20 protein-coding genes are annotated in these 20,523 nt (G+C 53.6%); 9 read left to right on the top strand and 11 right to left on the bottom strand.

The features are described from left to right. Positions 1 to 10: 10 nt before the first annotated feature. Together WKJ04_RS12080 and WKJ04_RS12075 are read right to left on the bottom strand one after the other, a co-directional pair. Positions 11 to 994 (bottom strand): 2-hydroxyacid dehydrogenase, encoded by a 984-nt coding sequence (locus WKJ04_RS12080; RefSeq protein WP_337880644.1) that lies wholly within the window; start codon positions 992 to 994, stop codon positions 11 to 13. Positions 995 to 1,061: 67 nt separating this feature from the next. After that, the gene (locus WKJ04_RS12075) at positions 1,062 to 1,547 is read right to left on the bottom strand and encodes a glutathione peroxidase (protein WP_337843669.1); all 486 of its coding nucleotides are present in this window, start codon (positions 1,545 to 1,547) and stop codon (positions 1,062 to 1,064) included. Between the two features lie 95 nt (positions 1,548 to 1,642). On the opposite strand from WKJ04_RS12075, the gene WKJ04_RS12070 reads away from it, so the two are divergent. After that, positions 1,643 to 2,542, top strand: coding sequence for an NAD(P)-dependent oxidoreductase (locus WKJ04_RS12070; protein WP_337880643.1), 900 nt, complete (start codon positions 1,643 to 1,645; stop codon positions 2,540 to 2,542). A gap of 6 nt (positions 2,543 to 2,548) precedes the next feature. Here the strand turns inward: WKJ04_RS12070 and WKJ04_RS12065 are convergent, their stop codons facing one another. Continuing rightward, positions 2,549 to 2,716: a hypothetical protein gene (locus tag WKJ04_RS12065; RefSeq protein WP_337880642.1), complete on the bottom strand. Its 168-nt coding sequence runs from the start codon at positions 2,714 to 2,716 to the stop codon at positions 2,549 to 2,551. Positions 2,717 to 2,807: 91 nt separating this feature from the next. On the opposite strand from WKJ04_RS12065, the gene WKJ04_RS12060 reads away from it, so the two are divergent. Beyond that, the gene (locus WKJ04_RS12060; protein ID WP_337880641.1) at positions 2,808 to 3,809 is read left to right on the top strand and encodes a helix-turn-helix domain-containing protein; all 1,002 of its coding nucleotides are present in this window, start codon (positions 2,808 to 2,810) and stop codon (positions 3,807 to 3,809) included. Between the two features lie 104 nt (positions 3,810 to 3,913). After that, positions 3,914 to 4,432, top strand: coding sequence for a hypothetical protein (locus tag WKJ04_RS12055; protein ID WP_337880640.1), 519 nt, complete (start codon positions 3,914 to 3,916; stop codon positions 4,430 to 4,432). Positions 4,433 to 4,470: 38 nt separating this feature from the next. Here the strand turns inward: WKJ04_RS12055 and WKJ04_RS12050 are convergent, their stop codons facing one another. The 8 genes from WKJ04_RS12050 to WKJ04_RS12015 form a co-directional block, all read right to left on the bottom strand. Further along, a complete protein-coding gene (locus tag WKJ04_RS12050) occupies positions 4,471 to 5,127 on the bottom strand; it encodes a CoA transferase subunit B (RefSeq protein WP_337880639.1) in 657 nt (218 codons plus the stop codon). A 10-nt stretch (positions 5,128 to 5,137) separates the two neighbouring features. Further along, positions 5,138 to 5,839, bottom strand: a complete 702-nt coding sequence (locus tag WKJ04_RS12045) for a CoA transferase subunit A (RefSeq protein WP_337880638.1) — start codon at positions 5,837 to 5,839, stop codon at positions 5,138 to 5,140. 29 nt (positions 5,840 to 5,868) lie between these two features. Beyond that, entirely contained in the window at positions 5,869 to 6,819 is a 951-nt protein-coding gene (locus tag WKJ04_RS12040) for a hydroxymethylglutaryl-CoA lyase (RefSeq protein ID WP_337880637.1), read from the bottom strand. Between the two features lie 3 nt (positions 6,820 to 6,822). Beyond that, positions 6,823 to 8,802: an acetyl/propionyl/methylcrotonyl-CoA carboxylase subunit alpha gene (locus WKJ04_RS12035; protein ID WP_337880636.1), complete on the bottom strand. Its 1,980-nt coding sequence runs from the start codon at positions 8,800 to 8,802 to the stop codon at positions 6,823 to 6,825. Position 8,803: 1 nt separating this feature from the next. Next, positions 8,804 to 9,607, bottom strand: a complete 804-nt coding sequence (locus WKJ04_RS12030) for an enoyl-CoA hydratase-related protein (RefSeq protein ID WP_337843660.1) — start codon at positions 9,605 to 9,607, stop codon at positions 8,804 to 8,806. A gap of 10 nt (positions 9,608 to 9,617) precedes the next feature. After that, complete coding sequence (locus WKJ04_RS12025; protein ID WP_337880635.1) at positions 9,618 to 11,225, bottom strand: carboxyl transferase domain-containing protein; 1,608 nt, start codon at positions 11,223 to 11,225, stop codon at positions 9,618 to 9,620. 226 nt (positions 11,226 to 11,451) lie between these two features. Next, positions 11,452 to 12,621 carry an isovaleryl-CoA dehydrogenase gene (locus WKJ04_RS12020; protein WP_337843658.1) on the bottom strand — a complete coding sequence of 390 codons (1,170 nt, stop codon included), beginning with the start codon at positions 12,619 to 12,621 and terminating at the stop codon, positions 11,452 to 11,454. Between the two features lie 220 nt (positions 12,622 to 12,841). Beyond that, positions 12,842 to 13,246 carry a MerR family DNA-binding transcriptional regulator gene (locus tag WKJ04_RS12015; protein ID WP_337843657.1) on the bottom strand — a complete coding sequence of 135 codons (405 nt, stop codon included), beginning with the start codon at positions 13,244 to 13,246 and terminating at the stop codon, positions 12,842 to 12,844. Positions 13,247 to 13,514: 268 nt separating this feature from the next. Between WKJ04_RS12015 and WKJ04_RS12010 the strand changes: the two genes are divergently transcribed. The 6 genes from WKJ04_RS12010 (at position 13,515) to mmsB (ending at position 20,493) form a co-directional block, all read left to right on the top strand. Then, positions 13,515 to 14,699, top strand: coding sequence for an acetyl-CoA C-acyltransferase (locus WKJ04_RS12010; RefSeq protein WP_337880634.1), 1,185 nt, complete (start codon positions 13,515 to 13,517; stop codon positions 14,697 to 14,699). A gap of 103 nt (positions 14,700 to 14,802) precedes the next feature. After that, entirely contained in the window at positions 14,803 to 16,299 is a 1,497-nt protein-coding gene (locus WKJ04_RS12005) for a CoA-acylating methylmalonate-semialdehyde dehydrogenase (RefSeq protein ID WP_337880633.1), read from the top strand. Positions 16,300 to 16,510: 211 nt separating this feature from the next. Beyond that, complete coding sequence (locus WKJ04_RS12000) at positions 16,511 to 17,668, top strand: acyl-CoA dehydrogenase family protein (RefSeq protein ID WP_337880632.1); 1,158 nt, start codon at positions 16,511 to 16,513, stop codon at positions 17,666 to 17,668. Between the two features lie 10 nt (positions 17,669 to 17,678). After that, positions 17,679 to 18,452 carry an enoyl-CoA hydratase gene (locus tag WKJ04_RS11995; protein WP_337880631.1) on the top strand — a complete coding sequence of 258 codons (774 nt, stop codon included), beginning with the start codon at positions 17,679 to 17,681 and terminating at the stop codon, positions 18,450 to 18,452. A 9-nt stretch (positions 18,453 to 18,461) separates the two neighbouring features. Continuing rightward, on the top strand, positions 18,462 to 19,601 hold the full coding sequence (locus tag WKJ04_RS11990; RefSeq protein ID WP_337880630.1) for an enoyl-CoA hydratase/isomerase family protein: 1,140 nt from the start codon (positions 18,462 to 18,464) through the stop codon (positions 19,599 to 19,601). A 1-nt stretch (position 19,602) separates the two neighbouring features. Continuing rightward, positions 19,603 to 20,493: a 3-hydroxyisobutyrate dehydrogenase gene (gene mmsB / locus WKJ04_RS11985; protein WP_337880629.1), complete on the top strand. Its 891-nt coding sequence runs from the start codon at positions 19,603 to 19,605 to the stop codon at positions 20,491 to 20,493. Positions 20,494 to 20,523 lie beyond the last annotated feature (30 nt).

Genomic DNA, 20,523 nt, shown 5'->3' with positions numbered 1-20,523 from the left:
ACCGCCCTTTTTACAGTTCGGTGCCGGTCAGACGGTTTTCTGCAAAAGCCAGCAAATTGTCGCTGGTGGTCTGACAAATCTGTTGCAACGCTTCCTGAGTGAAAAAGGCCTGATGACCAGTGATCAGTACATTGGGAAAGGTGAGCAGGCGCTTAAACACCTCATCATCTATCAACTGCTCGGATAAATCCCGGAAGAATAAATCCGCCTCCTGCTCATACACATCCAGACCTAAATAACCAATTTTGCGGCTTTTTAAGCCTTTAATCACCGCTTTGGTGTCAACCAGACCACCCCGGCTGGTGTTGATCAACATCACACCGTCTTTCATCAGCATCAGGCTGGAGTCATTGACCAGATGGGCAGTCTGTGGTGTTAAGGGGCAATGCAGGCTGATAATGTCAGACTGCACAAAGAGATCCTCTAACGGCAGATAGCTAACACCCAATTGCTGGAGGTCGGTGTCCGGCTCAATATCGTGGCAGACCAGACGACAACCAAATCCCAGTAAAATACGGGCCGTGGCTTTACCAATTTTGCCTGTACCAATCAGGCCAACGGTTTTGCCATGCAGATTAAAACCAAGCAGGCCGTCCAGGGCGAAATTATCATCCCGCACTCTGTTATAGGCTTTGTGCAGTTTGCGGTTCAGGCAAAGTATCATGGCCACTGTATGCTCGGCGACAGCTTCAGGCGAGTAAGCCGGCACCCGGGCCACCCGAATGCCAAGTGTTCTGACGGCATCCAGATCCACATTATTAAAACCAGCGCAGCGCAATGCCACCATGCGCACGCCTTGCTGCTGCAGTGCTTCCAGCACGGGTGCGGACAAGTCGTCATTCACAAAACAGCAAACCGCATCATGGCCTTCTGCCAGCGCAACACTGCTGATATCCAGCCGGGTATCAAAATAGCTGAACTCCAGACGGGCACTGGCCCACTGGCTGAAACTCTGCTGATCGTATTTTTTGGCACTGAATAAGGCGACTTTCATTCTGCGGCTCCTTTGCATCACACCCCACCAGCCTAACTCAACGCCGGGCGGAAGTCCCTGCGACAGATCAAGATTTCAGTACTTCTTCGACCGATTGGCACAAACTCATGGGCTTGGTTCTCGGGGCATAACGTTTCACCACATCGCCCTGGCGATTCACCAGAAATTTGGTGAAGTTCCATTTGATGGCGCGGGTTTTCATTAAACCTCTGGCCTGATCCTTTAAGTACTCAAACAGAGGGTCAGCATCCAGGCCATTGACCTGTACTTTGCCAAAAACAGGAAAACTGACCCCATAATTGAGTTCACAGAACTGCTGAATTTCCTGATCCGTGCCGGGTTCCTGAGAGCCGAACTGATTGCAGGGGAAGGCCAGTACGACAAAATCCTGATCTTTGTACTTCTGATACAGTTGCTCCAGTTCCTGATACTGTGGGGTAAAACCACATTGACTGGCAGTGTTGACTATCAATAACACTTTGTCGCGGTAACTCGCCAGATCGACGGTACGGCCCTGATGGTCATTGACTTTGAAATGATGCACTTTCGGCATAACAGTCCTTTTTGGCGGTTGGTCGCCTGTTTTTGCAATCATTGCAGCGACTCAGTAAGCTTGGCCTCAGTCTGTCACAGAAATAAGTCAAAAATATGTCAGTTTTATCTCAACAAAAGGTTGCCTTTATTGGTTTAGGCGTGATGGGGTATCCGATGGCCGGGCATTTGCAGCGCAACGGTTATCAGGTCACAGTGTTTAACCGGACTCAGGCAAAAGCTGAACAATGGGTGCAGGAATTTGGTGGCAGCTGGGCAGCAAGCCCGGCTTTAGCGGCGCAAGATGCTGAGCTGGTCATGTTATGTGTTGGCAATGACGATGATGTGCGTGCGGTCGTTTATGGCGAGCAGGGGGTGTTGCTCTCTATGGCTGCAGGTTCATTGCTGATTGACCATACAACAGCCTCAGCTGAGCTGGCCCGTGAGCTTGATGCGGCCTGCGCGGCCCGCGGGGTTGGCTTTCTCGATGCACCGGTGTCAGGAGGCCAGGCGGGGGCACAGAATGGTGCCTTGACCATTATGCTTGGGGGCGAAGCTCCGCATTTTGCCAAAGCCGAACCTTGTCTGCAGTCTTATGCACGCTCCGCCAGATTGTTGGGTCCGGCCGGGGCTGGTCAGCTGGCCAAAATGGTCAATCAGATTTGTATTGCCGGTGTGGTGCAGGGGCTGGCTGAAGCGATGCATTTTGCTCAGCAATCGGGTCTGGATGGTCATGCGGTGCTGGATGTGATCAGCAAAGGGGCTGCCCAGTCCTGGCAAATGGAAAACCGCGGTCATACCATGCTGGATGGCCAGTATAACTTCGGCTTTGCTGTCGACTGGATGCGCAAGGATCTGGCGATTACGCTGAATGAAGCCCGTCGCAATGGGGCCAGCTTGCCAGTAACAGCCCTGGTGGATCAGTTGTATGCCCAGGTGCAAGCCCAGGGCGGCGGTCGCTGGGACACCTCCAGTTTACTGACTGTCCTGCAGCGCCAACCCGCCAATAAAAGCTGATTTCTGCTAATCCAGGCTGGTGCTGGCCAACCCTAAGGTCAGTACCAGCAGTAAGGGGATCTGCACCAGATGCAGCCAAAGTTCTGGTTGTGTCTGCCAGCCCAGCGACAACACCAAGCCCCAGGTCAAAACTAACAATACCCAGACGACAGTGCGTTTATTGATACATGCCATGATGACCTCCTTTGTGACAGTGTTCACTTTATCTTCAGTGCATAATCGACTAAAGTGGCATTATTGACTTTTTAGGTGGTGAAAGTGACAAATGAAAACTATCGCCGTCTGGGTTTCGGAGCAAGTCGCTTTGGGGGCAGTGGCTTCGATCCAGGACTTTTTTACCTTTTGTAATCAGTACTGGTATTTTCTGAAGCAGCAGGAACCGCTGTTTCGGGTGAAGCTGATAGGGCCGCAGCCGCAGGTCCGCTCTGGTGCCGTATGGGTTGAAACCGAACCTGTGGATTTAACGGCTGTGGATGCACTGATCATTCCTGGGTTTCATGACACCAAACCAGCCGATCTGCGGCAGGCAAGTCAGGTCCTCTGTCCTTACCAGCGCCAAATCACTGAGTTTTACCTGCAGGACAAGTGGCTGACGGCTTTTTGCAGTGGCACTTTTGCATTGGCTGGATTAGGTCTGTTGGATCAGAAGCAGGCCACGTCCGTCTGGTTTTTCAACAACTACTTTCGCCAGATGTTTCCCAAGGTGCAACTAAACCTGCAGGAACTGGTGGTGCAGCAGCAGAATATTCTGACAGCAGGCGCAACGACCTCTTACCTGAATTTGTGTTTGCGGCTGGTCGAACTGATGATGGATACCGCCTTTGCACAGCAGATGGCGAAAATTATGCTGACAGACCCAAACCGTCACTCGCAGTTGCCCTATCTGTCCTTACAATTGCCGCTGGTGCACAGCGACCCTAAACTGGCCGAAATTCAGCACTATATGCAGCAGCACCTGCAGTCCCCCTTAACGTTGGACTCCATTGCTGAAGCCTTTGCGATGACCAGCAGAACCTTGATCCGTCGTTTTAAACAGCATCTGGATGAAACCCCAATAGCGTATTTACAACGTTTGCGGGTTGAGCGGGCTAAATCTCTGTTGGAGAATACCAGTCTGGCGGTGGAGCAGGTGATGGCGCTGGTGGGTTACGAAGATCTGTCCTCGTTTCGCAAATTGTTTATCCATTACACCAGTCTGACACCCAAAGCCTACCGGCAAAAGTTTATGTTTGAACCCCAACTGCATTGCGGTTCTGGTGACGAATAAATGCCAGTCAAGTTACATAATTTAATTATTTTTAACAATAAATCATGCCCTGAAAGCAAGACTGCTATTATCATGTAGCCAATACGCTGATTAATGTGAATTTTATGTATATTTTTGATTTGGGATGGCAACTTTATCTCTGTCTGATCACCGCTTTGTTGCTGATGCCTGCCTTGCTCTTCTTTTTACTCTATTGGGTGTTTCCACAAAGTCTGAGGTTCTGTCTGTGGGGCATGGCGCTCTGTTGTCTGTTGTTTTTGGGCTTGTGCCTGAAGCTGAATGACAACAGTGTCGCCATGACTCTGGATGCACTGGAAATTAAAGCCGGTTTATTTCAGACCCGTCTGGAGCATATACATGCGGCTAACAGCAAAATTGACTTACGGTATTGTGATGAGCTGGCAGAGTTTGAACCTGTGGAATTGCAAAAAGGGCTGAATTTACCAGGCTACAGAGTGGGTTGGTACAAGCTGGCGAATCAGCAGCGCGCCTTTGTGATGCTGATAGGGGATGTGGACCGGGTTTCGGTGGTTCGTACGGTAAATGAAATCGCACTGATTGGCGGGGATATTAACCGGCAGGGGGGCACTGGAAAGGCTCAAATCAGCGCCTTTTTGCTGTGATAAAAAAGCCGGCGCTATGGCCGGCTTTGTATAGCCAATTAAAACTGCATTTCTGGTATATCGCCATTGACGACCAGTTTGCCAGCCGTCTTTTGCTGAATTTCTTCCACGCTGACGCCTGGTGCCCGCTCCAGCAAGTGGAAAGCGCCGTCTTTCACTTCCAGTACCGCCAGGTCAGTCACAATTTTTTTCACGCAGCCCACACCGGTCAGTGGCAGGGTGCAACTGGTCAGCAGTTTAGACTCGCCGTATTTATCGGCATGGGTCATGGTGACAATAATGTTCTGTGCACCGGCCACTAAATCCATAGCGCCGCCCATGCCTTTGACCAGTTTGCCCGGGATCATCCAGCTGGCGATGTTGCCATTCTGGTCCACTTCAAAGGCACCCAACACTGTGAGGTCGACATGGCCGCCCCGGATCATGGCAAAACTCTCGGCTGAGCTGAAAATAGCCGCGCCTTTGATGGCAGTCACTGTTTCTTTGCCGGCGTTGATCATGTCGGCGTCAATTTCTGCTTCAGTGGGGTAAGGGCCCATACCGAGCAGGCCGTTTTCGGACTGCAACATCACTTCAATACCGGCTGGTACATAGTTGGCCACCAGGGTTGGAATACCTATGCCCAGGTTCACGTAAAAGCCGTCCTGTAATTCCTGAGCGACGCGCATCGCTACCTGTTCGCGTGATAAAGCCATGCTTGTCTCCTTAACCCTGACGGACCATACGGCGTTCAATACGTTTTTCGAAATTGCCTTTGATTACCCGGTGCACATAAATACCAGGGGTGTGAATTTGGCTCGGTTCCAGCTCACCCGGTTCCACAATTTCTTCCACTTCCGCCACGGTGATTTTGCCAGCGGTTGCGGCCATAGGATTGAAGTTCATCGAGGTATGGCGGAACACCAGGTTGCCGTAGCGGTCGGCTTTCCAGGCGCGCACTATGGCGAAATCACCTGTGATGCTGTGCTCCAGCACATAATGGCGACCATTAATTTCGCGGGTTTCTTTGCCGTCAGCCACAGGGGTACCGTAGCCGGTGGCGGTAAAAAAGGCCGGAATGCCGGCACCACCGGCGCGCATTTTTTCCGCCAGTGTGCCTTGCGGTGTCAGTTCCACTTCCAGCTCACCGGAGAGCAGCTGTTTTTCAAACAGTGCGTTTTCACCCACATAAGAGGCGATCATTTTTTTGATTTGTTTGTCTTCCAGCAGAATACCCAAACCAAAACCATCGACGCCGCAGTTGTTGGAGACCACGGTTAAGTCCCGTGTGCCCATTTTTTTGATCTGGGCAATCAAGCCTTCCGGAATACCACATAAGCCAAAACCACCGGCAATCACCGTCATGCCGTTGCTCAGGCCCGCCAGCGCTTGCTCGTAGCTGGTCACGACTTTATTAAAACCTGCCATTGTTGATCCTTTGTTACTCGGTTCTGTTATTACGTCTGGTTGTCATTGTCCGCGCAACGTGCACGCAGAGCCAGTCCTACTTTAGAACTAGGGGCTTTGCCAAGGGCGGCACTGATGGCCCAGCCGGCTGCTGCCAGTTTCTGCAGGTCCACACCAGACTCTATACCTAAACCATTCAGCAGATAGACCACTTCTTCAGTGGCCACATTGCCCGAGGCGCCGGCGGCATAAGGGCAGCCCCCCAGGCCAGCCACCGAACTGTCGATGACACTGATGCCCATCTGCAGCGCCTGATAAATATTGGCCAGCGCCTGGCCATAGGTATCATGAAAATGCACTGCCAGTTTGGCTTTAGGCACCACTTCCAACACGGCATCCAGCATCTGCCGGACTTTCTGTGGTGTGCCCACCCCTATAGTGTCACCCAAAGAGATTTCATAACACCCCATCTGATACAGGGCTTTCGCGACTTTGGCCACGTCGGCAGGCGAGACCTCGCCCTGATAGGGGCACCCCAGCACACAGGACACATAACCACGCACCCGGATGCCATCGGCGTGGGCCTGTGCCAGCACGGGGGCAAAACGCTGCAGGCTTTCGTCAATGCTGCAATTGATATTTTTTTGGGTAAAAGCTTCGGACGCCGCTCCAAACACAGCCACCTCTGTGGCCCCAGCCGCCAGAGCGGCCTGATAGCCCTGCAGATTAGGGGTTAACGCGGAGTAGGTCAGGCCAGGCTGGCGATTGATGCCGGCAAAAACATCGGCGGAGCCGGCCATTTGCGGCACCCATTTGGGCGACACAAAGGCGCCGGTTTCAATCACCTGCAAACCTGTGTCCGACAAGGCATTCACCAAGGCGATTTTCGCCTCCAGCGCCACCGCCTGTTCATTTTGCAAACCATCACGGGGGCCAACTTCAACAAGACGTACCCTGTCTGGCAATGCCTCGTTGGTTTTCATCTGTAAGGTCAGGGCCATGCTTTACTCCGCTTGCTCTGCGTCAAAGGCGACCAGTTCGGCGCCATCTTTGACCAAATCACCGGCGCCATAATAAATCTGGCTGACGGTACCGGCAGAAGGCGCTTTAATGGCGTACTCCATTTTCATTGCTTCCATCACCAGCAAGGTCTGACCGGCCGTAACTTTGGCGCCGGCTTGCACCATCACAGCGACCACTGTGCCGTTCATTGGTGCTGTCAAACCATGGCCTGTGCTGTCTTCGTCCAGCCGGCTTTGACGTTCAGTCTGGTAGATAAAATCATAGCGTTGTTGCTTAAAAAATACCGACAGCTGTTCACCGCTTTGGCTGACCCGGACTTTCAGCCGGTGACCCGCCAGGTTGGCCTGCAGCTCATCTCCTTCCAGGCTGGCTGACACTGCTGTCTCTACGCCGGCATAACTCGCCAGCATCGGGCTTTGGTCTGTCGCCAGGCTGACCTGATGTGACTCGTCGCCGTTTTTCAGCACAAACTGAACAGTCGATGCTTCATTTAAACGCCAGCCTGAGACCTGCTGCCATGGATCAGACCCCGGTTGTTCACCACGTTGCTGCAGTAATAAATACAGTGCAGCCAACAGGGCGGCCTGATGGGTTTCCTGCTGGTGCGGCGCAAACAAGGCCTCTTTGTGCCGTTCAATAAAATGGGTGTCCAGCTCAGCGTTGGCAAAAGCCGGTTGCTCCAGCAACCGGGTTAAAAAGTTCAGATTGGTTTTCACCCCGGCAATGCGGTAGTCGTCCAGCGCCCGCAACATCCGGCTGATAGCGCGGTCGCGGTTTTCATCCCAGACAATCAGTTTGGCTATCATCGGGTCATAAAAAGGCGACACTTCATCATTTTGCACCACGCCTGTGTCCACCCGCACGTGACGGCTGGCTTCGGGTTGACGCAGGTAGGTCAGTTTGCCGGTGGCTGGCAGAAAATCGTGGTCCGGATCTTCGGCGTACACCCGTACTTCAATGGCATGGCCGTCTAAAGTAATTTCGTGCTGGCTCAGTGGCAGTGGCAGCCCAGCGGCCACCAGCAACTGCCATTTCACTAAATCCTGCCCTGTGATCATCTCGGTGACCGGGTGCTCCACCTGCAGACGGGTATTCATTTCCATAAAATAGAAAGAGCCGTCTTCGTCGAATAAAAACTCCACTGTGCCGGCGCCTTGGTAGGCAATGGCCTGGGCCGCTTTGACGGCCGCTTCACCCATGGCTTTGCGCTGAGCAGCGCTGAAGTTGGGGGCTGGGGCTTCTTCAATCACTTTTTGGTGACGGCGCTGAATGGAGCAGTCGCGCTCCGCCAGATACACCGCATTGCCATGACGGTCGGCAAACACCTGAATTTCGACATGACGGGGTTTGGTCAGGTAACGTTCCATCAGGATTTTGTCATTACCAAAGCCATTTTGGGCTTCGCGTTTAGCGCTTTGCAGCTGCTCGCTGAATTCGCCCGAGTGCCACACCACCTTCATCCCTTTGCCGCCACCGCCGTAAGCGGCTTTGAGCAACAAGGGGTAGCCAATCTGATCGGCCTGTTGCTGCAAAAAGGCCGGGTCCTGATTGTCGCCATGGTAACCGGGCACCAGCGGAACCCCCGCCTTTGTCATAATGGCTTTGGCAGCGCTTTTGCTGCCCATCGCTGCTATGGCGTCGACAGGCGGGCCAATAAAGACCACACCGGCGTCACTACAGGCTTTGGCAAACTCTTCGTTTTCCGACAAAAAGCCGTAACCGGGGTGAATGGCTTCGGCACCACTTTGTTTGGCAATGGCCAGAATTTTATCGGCGCGTAAATAACTGTCTTTGCTTGGCGCCGGGCCGAGCAGGTAGGCTTCGTCGGCCAGTTGCACATGACGGGCGTTGGCGTCGGCTTCGGAATACACAGCGACACAACGAATGCCCATCTGGTGCGCGGTCTGAATTACCCGGCAGGCAATTTCGCCGCGGTTGGCAATCAAAATTTTACGGAACATCTTAGTGAGCCTCCGTGGCTGGCAACCAGGCTGGTGCGCGTTTTTCCAAAAAGGCGGTTAAACCTTCTTGCCCTTCTGCAGACACCCGAATAGCCGCAATACGCGCTGTGGTGCTGGCAATCAGGCTGGAATTAATGGGTTGTTGGTAAACCGCCGCCATCAGCTCCTTGGCACAACGAAGGGCCGCCGGGCTGTTTTGCAATAAGCCACGGACCATGGCATCAGCTGCCACATCAAGCTGGCCAGCTTCGGCTAACTGATGCACCAGACCCAGCTGCAACGCGGTGTCGGCACTGAAGCGTTCTGCGGTCAGAAAATAACGACGGCAGGCCCGTTCGCCTATGGCCCGCATCACATAAGGGCTGATCACGGCCGGGATCAGGCCTATTTTCACTTCACTTAAACAAAAGCTGGCACCAGGTTCAGCCAGCGCTATATCGCAGCAGGCCACCAGGCCCAAAGCACCGCCAAAAGCGGCGCCCTGCACCAGGGCCAGGGTGGGGGCGGGGAAGCTATCGAGCAGCCGCATCAGCTCGGCTAACTCGGCGGCATCGTCCAGATTCTGCTGATAGTTTTTCTGCGCCATTGAGCGCATCCAGTTAAGGTCAGCACCGGCACTGAAGTTTTTGCCATTGGATTTCAGCAGCAAGACCCGCACCGCCGGATGGGCGGCAAACTCACGCAGCGCTTGCTGCATTTCGGCAATAGTGACATCCCCAAAAGCGTTGTGCACTTCTGGCCTGTTCAGTACCAGCTCGGCAACACCGTCCGGGCTTAATGAGGTTTGAATCGTCTGATAAGTCATCGGCTTTTCCTTACATCCGGAACACGCCGAATTTCGATTCGGCAATGGGCGCATTCAGGGCGGCAGACAACGCCAGGCCCAGCACCATCCGGGTTTGCGCCGGGTCAATAATGCCGTCATCCCATAAGCGGGCCGAGGCGTAGTAGGGGTGACCCTGTTGCTCGTATTGTTTGACTATAGGCTCCCGGATGGCCTGTTCGGCTTCGGCAGACAGCGGCTCGCCCTTACGGGCCAACGCGTCTTTGGTCACAGTGGCCATAACACCGGCAGCCTGTTCGCCGCCCATCACCGAGATACGGGCGTTTGGCCACATCCACATCATGGTCGGGTCATAAGCGCGGCCACACATGCCGTAGTTACCGGCACCATAGGAGCCGCCAATCAGCACCGTAAATTTCGGCACATTGGCACAAGACACGGCCATCACCATTTTGGCGCCATGTTTGGCAATGCCTTCGGCTTCGTATTTTTTACCCACCATAAAGCCGGTGATGTTCTGTAAAAACAGCAGGGGGATTTTGCGCTGAGCGCACAGCTCAATAAAGTGTGCGCCTTTTTGTGCACTTTCGCTGAACAGGATGCCGTTGTTGGCGACAATGCCGATGGGGTTGCCAAAAATGCGGGCAAAACCACAGACCAGCGTCGGACCATAGAACTGCTTGAATTCGTCAAAGTCGGAGCCATCGACAAGTCGGGCAATCACTTCACGCACCTCAAAGGGCTTTTTCAGATCGGTACCGACAATGCCGTACAGCTCTTTGGCATCATAAAGCGGCGCTTCGACTGGTTTGACGTCACCCTGCACCGGCTTTTGATGGTTCAGCCGGGACACCGCATTACGGGCCAGTTGCAGTGCATGTTCGTCATTGACGGCATAATGGTCAGCCACGCCCGAGATTTTGCAGTGCACATCGGCACCACCCAAGTCTTCGGCTGTCACTTCTTCGCCTGTGGCGGCTTTCACCAGCGGCGGGCCGGCCAGAAAGATGGTGCCCTGGTCTTTGACAATAATGGATTCGTCCGCCATGGCTGGCACATAAGCGCCGCCAGCCGTGCAGAGGCCCATCACCACTGCTATTTGCGGAATGCCTTTGGCGGACATGCGCGCCTGATTGAAGAAAATACGGCCGAAATGCAACTTGTCCGGAAAGACTTCATCCTGACGCGGCAGGTTGGCGCCACCCGAGTCGACCAGATAAATACAGGGCAGCAGGCAGTTTTCGGCAATCTCCTGGGCGCGCAGGTGCTTTTTTACCGTCAGCGGGTAATAAGTTCCGCCTTTGACTGTGGCGTCGTTGGCCACAATCATACACTCCACACCATTGACACGGCCTATGCCTGCCACCACACCGGCAGCGGGCACGTAATCGTCGTAACAGTCCCAACCGGCAAACTGGCCTATTTCCAGGAAAGGCGAACCCGGGTCCAGCAGTTTCTGGATACGGTCCCGCACAAAAAGTTTGCCACGCGAGGTGTGGCGGGCAATCAGGTTTTCGCCGCCACCCAGTTTAATTTGTTGCACTTTGGCATGCAGATCGTCGACCAGTTGCTGCATTGCAGCCTGGTTACGCAGGAAGTCGTCTTGACGAGGGTTTATTTTGCTGCTGAGTTTGGCCACATTCACCACCTTGGCTTATGGGGTTGTTGCTCTTCACCTCTGCCAGCCGTCGAATGAAGTCAGCTAAGACCGCACTCCGGCACAGGGAGAACACTGAACTGACAGGAGAGTACCTTGGCAAATAAGCCGGCCGCAACGCACCGGGGACGGCGCGAAACGAGCCCCCAGCGATGGGGTCACAGGCATGTCGGCGTTTTGTTGCAGTACTCTCTACCGCCTTTTTGGGTTAATTTGATTCGTTAAATAACTCGCGGCCAATCAGCATCCGGCGAATTTCGGAGGTGCCGGCGCCAATTTCATAGAGTTTGGCGTCACGCAATAAACGGCCCGTCGGGTATTCATTGATGTACCCGTTACCGCCCAGTAACTGGATAGCGTCCAGTGCCAGTTGGGTCGCCAGTTCAGCGCTGTATAAAATGGCGCCAGCGGCGTCTTTGCGGGTGGTCTCGCGGCGGTCACAGGATTTTGCCACAGTGTAGACATAAGCCCGGGCTGCGTTCATCCGGGTGTACATATCGGCCACTTTGCCTTGCACCAGCTGGAACTCACCAATGGCCTGGCCAAATTGTTTGCGGTCATGCAGGTAAGGCACCACCACATCCATACAGGCCTGCATAATGCCAAGCGGCCCGCCGGATAACACCACACGTTCATAGTCCAGGCCAGACATCAGTACCTTCACACCGGCGCCAACCTCACCCAACACGTTTTCCTCCGGCACTTCACAGTCTTCAAACACCAGCTCACAGGTGTTTGAGCCCCGCATGCCCAGTTTGTCGAGTTTTTGTGCCTGGCTGAAGCCTTTAAAACCACGCTCCACAATAAAAGCGGTAATGCCTTTGCTGCCGGCGTGAATGTCGGTTTTGGCGTAAATCACATAGGTATGGGCGTCAGGGCCGTTGGTGATCCACATTTTGTTGCCGTTTAAGATGTACCTGTCGCCTTTTTTCTCGGCGCGAAGTTTCATCGATACCACGTCAGAACCGGCATTGGGCTCAGACATGGCTAAAGCGCCAATATGTTCACCAGAGCAGAGTTTGGGCAGGTAGCGTTGTTTTTGTGTTTCGTTGCCGTTACGGAAAATCTGGTTGACACAGAGGTTGGAGTGAGCGCCATAAGACAAACCGACTGAGGCAGAAGCACGGCTGATTTCTTCCATCGCCACCACATGTTCCAGGTAGCCTAAACCCGAACCACCGTATTCTTCGCTGACGGTCATGCCGAGCAGACCTAAGTCACCAAACTGGCGCCATAATTCGTTCGGAAAAGCATTGTTATGGTCTATTTCGGCGGCGCGTGGCGCTATCACTTCGCGGGCGAAGCTGTTCACTTGTTCGCGGATCATATCGACCGTGTCACCCAGGCCGAAATTTAAGGTCTTGTAGCTACTGAACATCAGCTTTCCCCGTCTGCTTTATGTTTTTACGTGGTCTTGGTTATTTGCCCGGTATGCCGAGTCTTTTATCTACCCGTCGTACTTGAAACTGAAGCCTCAAGTCACTGAGGTATAACCCCACCATTCTTTGCACACCAAGAATGGTGGGGTTGAGGTGCCCGGCTTTGCCGGTGCGTTCTTATTGCGGCGCAAGCGCCGTTCCCCTGTTGTGGCCTGTGGTTCAGGCCTGAGTCTTTTGCTTTAATTCGTCGAGGGTTTCACGACAGCGTTTTTCCACTGTCACCAGCTCCATCAGCACCACTTTAATGTCATCCATTTGCTGGTGCAGTTCGGCTTTTTTCTGTTCAATCAGTTTCAGCATGGTCATCAGTTGTTTGGCGCTGCTTTTATCAGCGTCATAGAGTTCAAACAACTGACCGGTTTCAGACAGGCTGAAGCCTAAACGTTTGCCACGCAGGATAAGTTTGAGCCGCACTCTGTCTCTTTTACTGTAGATCCGGGTTTGGCCCTGGCGCTCAGGCGTTAACAACCCCTGGTCTTCGTAAAAACGAATACTGCGGGTCGTGATATCAAACTCTTTGGCCAACTCACTGATACTGTATGTTTTTTCTTCTTTATCTAGCATAAGGGCCTTCCTGCAAACTGGTTGCCACTATAAGTGAAGTTTACGTAAAGGTAAAGCTGATGACCGATAAATTAAGTGGATTCATCGTGGTTGGTGACAGGTTGTAAAGCAAAGGTGCCACCCGGCAGTGGCGCAGCCGATACAGACCTGAACCTTTGCTGTTGCCTAGGACCATAGTGTTACAAGGTTGACGTTGGCGTAAACGTAAATTTGGTGTAGGCTCAGGGCCAAATTTATTCACCAGCGCGATAAAGCGGAGTATTTCAACATGACACAGCAGCAGAAAATAGCCATTGTGGCGGCCAAACGTACGGCTATGGGTGGATTTTTAGGTGGCCTATCCGAAGTCTCGGCCACTGAGCTTGGTGCCAGCGTGATCCAGGCTGCTTTACAGCAGGCCGGTGTCGCGGGCGCTGATGTCAGTGAAGTCATTATGGGGTGTGTACTGCCTGCCGGTTTAGGCCAGGCGCCGGCCCGTCAGGCCACCTTAAAAGCAGGCCTGCCGTTATCTGCTGGTGCTACGACAATCAATAAAGTCTGCGGTTCAGGCTTAAAAGCCGTGATGCTGGCAAGTGACCTGATCAACGCAGGTTCTGCTCAGGTGGTGGTGGCCGGTGGTATGGAGTCCATGACCAACGCCCCTTATTTATTGCCAAAAGCCCGTGCCGGTATGCGCATGGGGCATGCGGAAGTCAAAGACCATATGATGCTGGACGGCCTGGAAAATGCCTATGACGGCAAAGCCATGGGCTGTTTTGCGCAAAAAACTGCGGACGAACATAGTTTTAGCCGTGAGCAAATGGATGAATATGCAGTACTGTCGCTGAGCCGTGCCCAGCAGGCCATTCAGTCAGGCGCTTTTGTCACTGAAATTACCCCTGTGGTGGTGAAAAGCCGTAAAGGTGATCTGGAGTTTGCTGTGGATGAGCAACCAGGTAACGCCAAAATCGACAAAATTCCTACACTTCGCCCGGCTTTTGCCAAAGACGGCACTATCACAGCGGCCAATTCCAGCTCTATTTCGGACGGTGCGGCTGCGCTGGTGTTGATGGCGGATGAGGCGGCACAGGCACAAGGCAAAAAGGTCCTGGCCCATGTGGTGGGGCATGCCACCCATTCGCAGGAACCCGAGCTGTTTACCGTCGCCCCGGTCGGCGCTGTGCAGAAGTTATTGCAAAAGTTGGGCTGGAGCACCACGGATGTGGATTTGTGGGAAATTAACGAAGCTTTTGCCATGGTCACCATGCTGGCCATCAAAGAGCTGAAGCTGGATCTAAACAAAGTCAATGTGAATGGCGGTGCCTGTGCTTTGGGCCATCCTATTGGGGCTTCCGGTGCCCGTATTCTGGTGACGTTGATTCACGCACTGCAGGCCCGAGGTCTGAAACGGGGTATTGCCACTTTATGTATAGGTGGTGGCGAAGCTGTGGCCCTGGCGGTCGAACTGCCCTGACAGCACACTAAAAACAACAGGCGACAAGCCGTCGAATCAACAGACTAAAGACAACGATAATGAACCGGGTGGCATTCGCTACCCAACCAAGGGGAGACGTAACATGAGTACCCAGGTACAACTTTTTATTGGCGGCGAATTTGTCAATTCACGCACAGAACAGTGGATCCCGGTGACCAACCCGGCCACTCAGGAAGTGATAGCCCAGGCGCCATGCGCCACGATGGACGAAATGGAACAGGCCATTGCGTCTGCCAAGCAGGCCTTTAAAAGCTGGAAAGAAACGCCGGTGTCTGAACGGGCCCGTTTAATGATGCGTTTTGCGCAGTTACTGAAAGATCATCAGGCGGAGATCGCCGAGATTATCTGCCAGGAGCTCGGTAAAACGGTGGAAGACGCGAAAGGCGATGTCTGGCGTGGTATTGAAGTGGTGGAGCAGGCGGCCAATATTCCGTCACTGATGATGGGTGAAACTGTTGAGAACGTGGCGCGCAGCATCGACACCTACAGTTACATTCAACCACTGGGTGTCTGTGCCGGTATTACGCCTTTTAACTTTCCGGCGATGATCCCGCTGTGGATGTTCCCGATGGCAATTGCCTGTGGCAACACCTTTGTATTGAAACCATCTGAGCAAGACCCGATGACGGTCAACAAAATTGCCGAGCTGTTTGTGCAGGCTGGCGCGCCTAAAGGTGTATTGCAGGTGGTGCACGGCGGCAAGGCGCAAGTGGATGTGTTATTGCGCCACCCGGACATCAAAGCCATTTCCTTTGTCGGTTCGGTCAATGTCGGCCAGTACATTTACAAAACCGGCACTGAGCATTTAAAACGGGTGCAGGCTTTTGCCGGTGCGAAAAACCATATGGTGGTAATGCCAGACGCCAACAAACAGCAAGTGATCAACGCTTTGGTTGGTGCCTCAGTTGGCGCGGCCGGTCAGCGTTGTATGGCCATCTCTGTGGCTGTTTTTGTCGGTGATGCGCAGCAGTGGATCCCAGAAGTGGCGCACGCCATCAGCAAGGTTCGCCCTGGTGTCTACACGGACCCACAAGCGGCTTATGGCCCACAAATCAGCCCACAAGCCAAAGCCCGTATCTTGTCCCTGATTGAACAGGGCAAAAAAGAAGGGGCCACCTGCCTGGTGGACGGTTCAGCCATTGAAGTGGCCGGTTACCCGAACGGCAACTGGGTTGGCCCCACCGTATTTAGCAATGTCACCCGCGAGATGACGGTGTACAAAGAAGAGATTTTTGGCCCTGTGCTGGCCACTATGGCCGTGGATTCGCTGGAGCAGGCCATTGAACTGGTCAACGCCAGCCCATATGGCAACGGTACCTCGATTTTTACCGCAAGCGGCGCTGCGGCGCGTAAATACCAGCATGAAATTGAAGTGGGTCAGGTTGGTATTAACATTCCAATTCCGGTGCCGCTGCCGTTTTTCTCTTTCACCGGCTGGAAAGGCTCGTTCTACGGCGATCAGCATGCTTATGGTAAACAGGCTGTGCGTTTTTATACCGAGACCAAAACCATTACCGCCCGCTGGTTTGATGATGATATTCAGGTGTCAGGACCGAATATGTCGATTAACCTGCGTTAAGAGGATAATCATAAATAAACCCAGACTTCAAACCACGTATACCCAAGTAACTTGACGTTGCGGGGAGGCGACAAGCCAGTGAGACCCCAGGAGCATGGTCAACCTATGTGACTGGGGCGAAATGGCGCAGTCAACAACGCCGCAGCTTCAAGTACGACGGATATAAACCAAGCGGTGCCAAGACACCGCCTTTGAATCAACAGGTGCAGTGATGGATTTTTCTCTGAACGACGACCAAAAAGCTTTTATTGAAACCGCTAAACAATTTGCTGAACAGGAACTGGCGCCTTTTGCCGCCCAGTGGGACCGTGAGCATCATTTTCCAAAAGACGTGATTCAACGAGCCGGTGAGCTGGGCTTTTGCTCCTTGTATACGCCGGAAGCAGCCGGCGGCCTGGGCTTGTCGCGGCTGGACTCCAGTCTGATTTTTGAACAACTGGCTATGGGGTGTACTGCCACCACTGCCATGCTGACCATCCACAATATGGCCACCTGGATGATTGCCCGCTGGGCCACGGAGCAGGCAAAAGCCGAGTGGTGTGAGGTGTTAACCACAGGCCAGAAGCTGGCGTCTTACTGTTTAACTGAGCCGGGTTCAGGCTCAGATGCGGCGTCCTTGCGCACCAGTGCGAAAAAAGACGGTGACAGTTACGTGCTGAACGGCTCGAAAATGTTTATCTCTGGCGCTGGTGCCACCGAAGTATTGGTGGTGATGGCGCGCACCGGTGAAGCCGGGCCTAAAGGTATTTCGGCCTTTATTGTGCCAGCCGATGCTGCTGGCGTGATCTACGGCAAAGCCGAAGAGAAAATGGGTTGGAATGCGCAGCCCACCCGGCTGGTGACTTTTGACAATGTGCGGATACCGGCGCATTACCTGCTGGGGCAGGAAGGCGAAGGTTTTGCCTTTGCAATGAAAGGGCTGGATGGTGGCCGCATTAATATCGCTACCTGCTCCATTGGTACGGCGCAGCAGGCACTGAATACAGCGCGCAATTACATGCTGGAACGTCAGCAATTTGGCAAGCCACTGGCGGCCTTTCAGGCGCTGCAGTTTAAACTGGCGGATATGGCCACCGAACTGGTCGCGGCCCGTCAAATGGTGCGGCTGGCCGCCTTTAAACTGGACCAGCACGACCCGGAAGCCACGGCCTATTGTGCCATGGCAAAACGTTTTGCCACCGACGTCGGTTTTGCCGTCTGCGATCAGGCGCTGCAGCTGCATGGCGGTTATGGTTATATCAAAGAATACCCGCTGGAACGCCATTTCCGCGACGTACGGGTGCACCAGATTTTGGAAGGCACCAACGAAATTATGCGTTTGATCATCGGCCGTCGTCTGCTGGACGAAGCGGCTGGCGACATTCTGTAGGGAGCATGCAATGGCTGAACTGAAGCTGGAAAAGCGTGGGCATACCGCGCTTATTACCATCAGCAATCCACCGGCGAACACCTGGACAGCACAAACGCTGATAGCGCTGCGCGATCTGGTACTGCAGCTGAATTCTGACAAAGATGTGTATGCGCTGGTGCTGACTGGCGAAGGCGAAAAGTTTTTCTCTGCCGGTGCAGATTTAAACCTGTTTGCCAGTGGTGATAAAACCATCGCGTCCGATATGGCTCGGGTCTTTGGCCAGGCCTTTGAAACCCTGAGCAACTTTCGTGGCGTGTCTATTGCAGCCATGAATGGCTATGCGATGGGCGGCGGTCTGGAAGTAGCGCTGGCCTGTGATATCCGCATTGCGGAATCTCAGGCCGTGCTGGCATTACCCGAAGCCAAAGTGGGCTTATTACCCTGTGCAGGTGGCACCCAGAATCTGGCCTGGCTGGTCGGTGAGGGCTGGGCCAAACGCATGATCCTCTGTGGCGAACGGGTGGATGCACAAAAAGCGCATCAGATTGGTCTGGTGGAAGAAGTGGTTGGCAAAGGCGAAGCATTAAGCAAAGCGTTGGCGCTCGCTGACAAAGTAGCGGAGCAAAGCCCTTCGGCGGTCACGGCCTGCAAACATCTGATCCAACAAGGCCGTTACGGCAGTATGGCCAAAGCCTTGCCGCTGGAGCGGGAGCTGTTTGTCGCCTTATTTGACACTTTGGACCAAAAAGAGGGCGTCAACGCCTTTCTAGAAAAACGCCAGGCCCAGTGGGTCAATGGCTAAGGAGTAAGGATGTCTGAACAGGACGTGGTACTGTTTCAGGAGCTGGACACCGCCAGCGGTAAAAAAATAGCCGTCGCAACGTTGAACTCAGAGAAGTCGCTTAATGCACTGAGTTTGCCCATGGTTGAGTTATTGCTGCCCAAAATGCAGCAATGGAAAGCGGACCCGGCTATTGCGCTGGTCTGGCTTCAGGGGGCGGGCGACAAAGCCTTTTGCGCCGGCGGTGATATCCGCGAGTTGTATCAGGCAATGCAAGCTGAACCTGGTTGTTTCCAGCCCTATGTCAACGAGTTTTTTACCAAAGAATACAGCCTGGATTACCTGATCCACACCTTTGACAAACCTGTGCTGGTTTGGGGCAATGGCATTGTGATGGGCGGCGGCCTGGGGTTAATGGCTGGTGCTTCCCACCGTATTGTCACTGTGAGCAGCCGCATTGCGATGCCGGAAATGGCGATAGGGTTGTACCCCGACGTTGGCGGCAGCTGGTTTTTAAACCGGATGCCTGCAGGCTGCGGTTTGTTTTTGGGGCTGACCGGGGCGTCGATCAACTCCGCCGATGCCAAATTTATTGACCTGGCTGACCACTTTCTGCCGCATGAGAAAAAAGCGGAATTGCTGGATAAATTGCTGACGGTGAAATGGGGCAATACGGTGGCGCTGAACCACCAGAAGCTGAGCGATATTTTGCTGGACCTGGAAGAACGCAACCGTCATTTAATGCCAGCCAGCCAGATCCGGCCTCATCAGCAACAAATTACCGCCTTGGGCCGGGTTAGTTCCCTACAGCAGGCGGTTGAGCAAATTCAGGCGATGCCCGGGGATGACAGCTGGCTGACAAAAGCCAAAGCCTCCTTGCAGTACGGTAGTCCTATTACTGCGCACATTGTGTTTCGTTTATTACAGCTGGGGCAAAGCAAAATTCTGGCCGACAGTTTCCGGCTGGAACTGGGGTTAAGTGTGCAATGCGGCAAGCTGGGTGAATTTACCGAAGGGGTGCGGGCGCTGTTGATTGACAAAGATCAAAAGCCAGATTGGAAATACAAAAACGTTTCTGAAGTACCCGCAGATTTAATTAACGAATTATTCAGCTCGCCCTGGAGTGCCGATACACACCCGCTGCGAGAGCTTGGCAATCTGGAGAACTAAAATGACCACTGTCGCTTTTATTGGTTTGGGTAATATGGGCGGCCCTATGGCGGCCAACCTGGTCAAAGCAGGATTTAAGGTGCAGGCCTTTGATTTATCACCTGCAGCTCTGTCGCAGTTGGCAGAGGCAGGTGGCACTGTGATGGCCTCGGCAGCGGAAGCGGTCACTGGCGCCGCTTATGTGATTTCTATGTTGCCAGCTGGCAAGCATGTGGCGGCCACTTACCTGGGAGAGCAGGGCATCGCCAGTCATGTCAGCAAAGAAGCACTGGTGATTGACTGCTCGACTATTGATGCCGCCACAGCCCGCAAAGTGGGGGCTGAACTGGCCACCCAGGGTATCGCCTTTATTGATGCGCCCGTATCGGGCGGTGTGGGTGGCGCCAAGGCGGGCACCCTGACCTTTATCGTCGGTGGTAAAGCCGAACATTTTGAACGTGCCAAAGCGGTGTTGTCGGCGATGGGCAAAAACCTGTTCCATGCGGGAGACATTGGCGCTGGCCAGGTGGCAAAGATTTGCAACAATATGCTGTTGTCTGTTTTGATGGCGGGCACCAGCGAAGCGCTGCAACTGGGCATCGACAATGGTCTGGACCCCAAAGTATTGTCCGACATTATGCTGAAAAGCTCTGGCCGTAACTGGACGCTGGAGCTGTATAATCCATGCCCTGGGGTGATGGACAATGTGCCCTCCAGCAATGGCTATCAGGGCGGTTTTATGGTGGATTTAATGGCCAAAGATCTGAGCCTGGCCACCGAAACTGCGCTTGGCAGTGGCTCTGCCACACCAATGGGCACTTTGGCGCGTAGTCTGTATGTGCAGCATCAGCGTCAGGGCCATGGTAAAGAGGATTTTTCCAGTATTTTTCAGGCCTTTGCCAAAAAGAACTAACAAGCAACAGCGGTCAATGGCTAACAAGAG

The organism is Rheinheimera sp. (genome assembly GCF_037442345.1).
Lineage (GTDB): Bacteria > Pseudomonadota > Gammaproteobacteria > Enterobacterales > Alteromonadaceae > Pararheinheimera.
The sequence above is the reverse complement of the archived record's forward strand: the minus strand, read 5'-3'. Positions and strand labels throughout refer to the sequence as shown.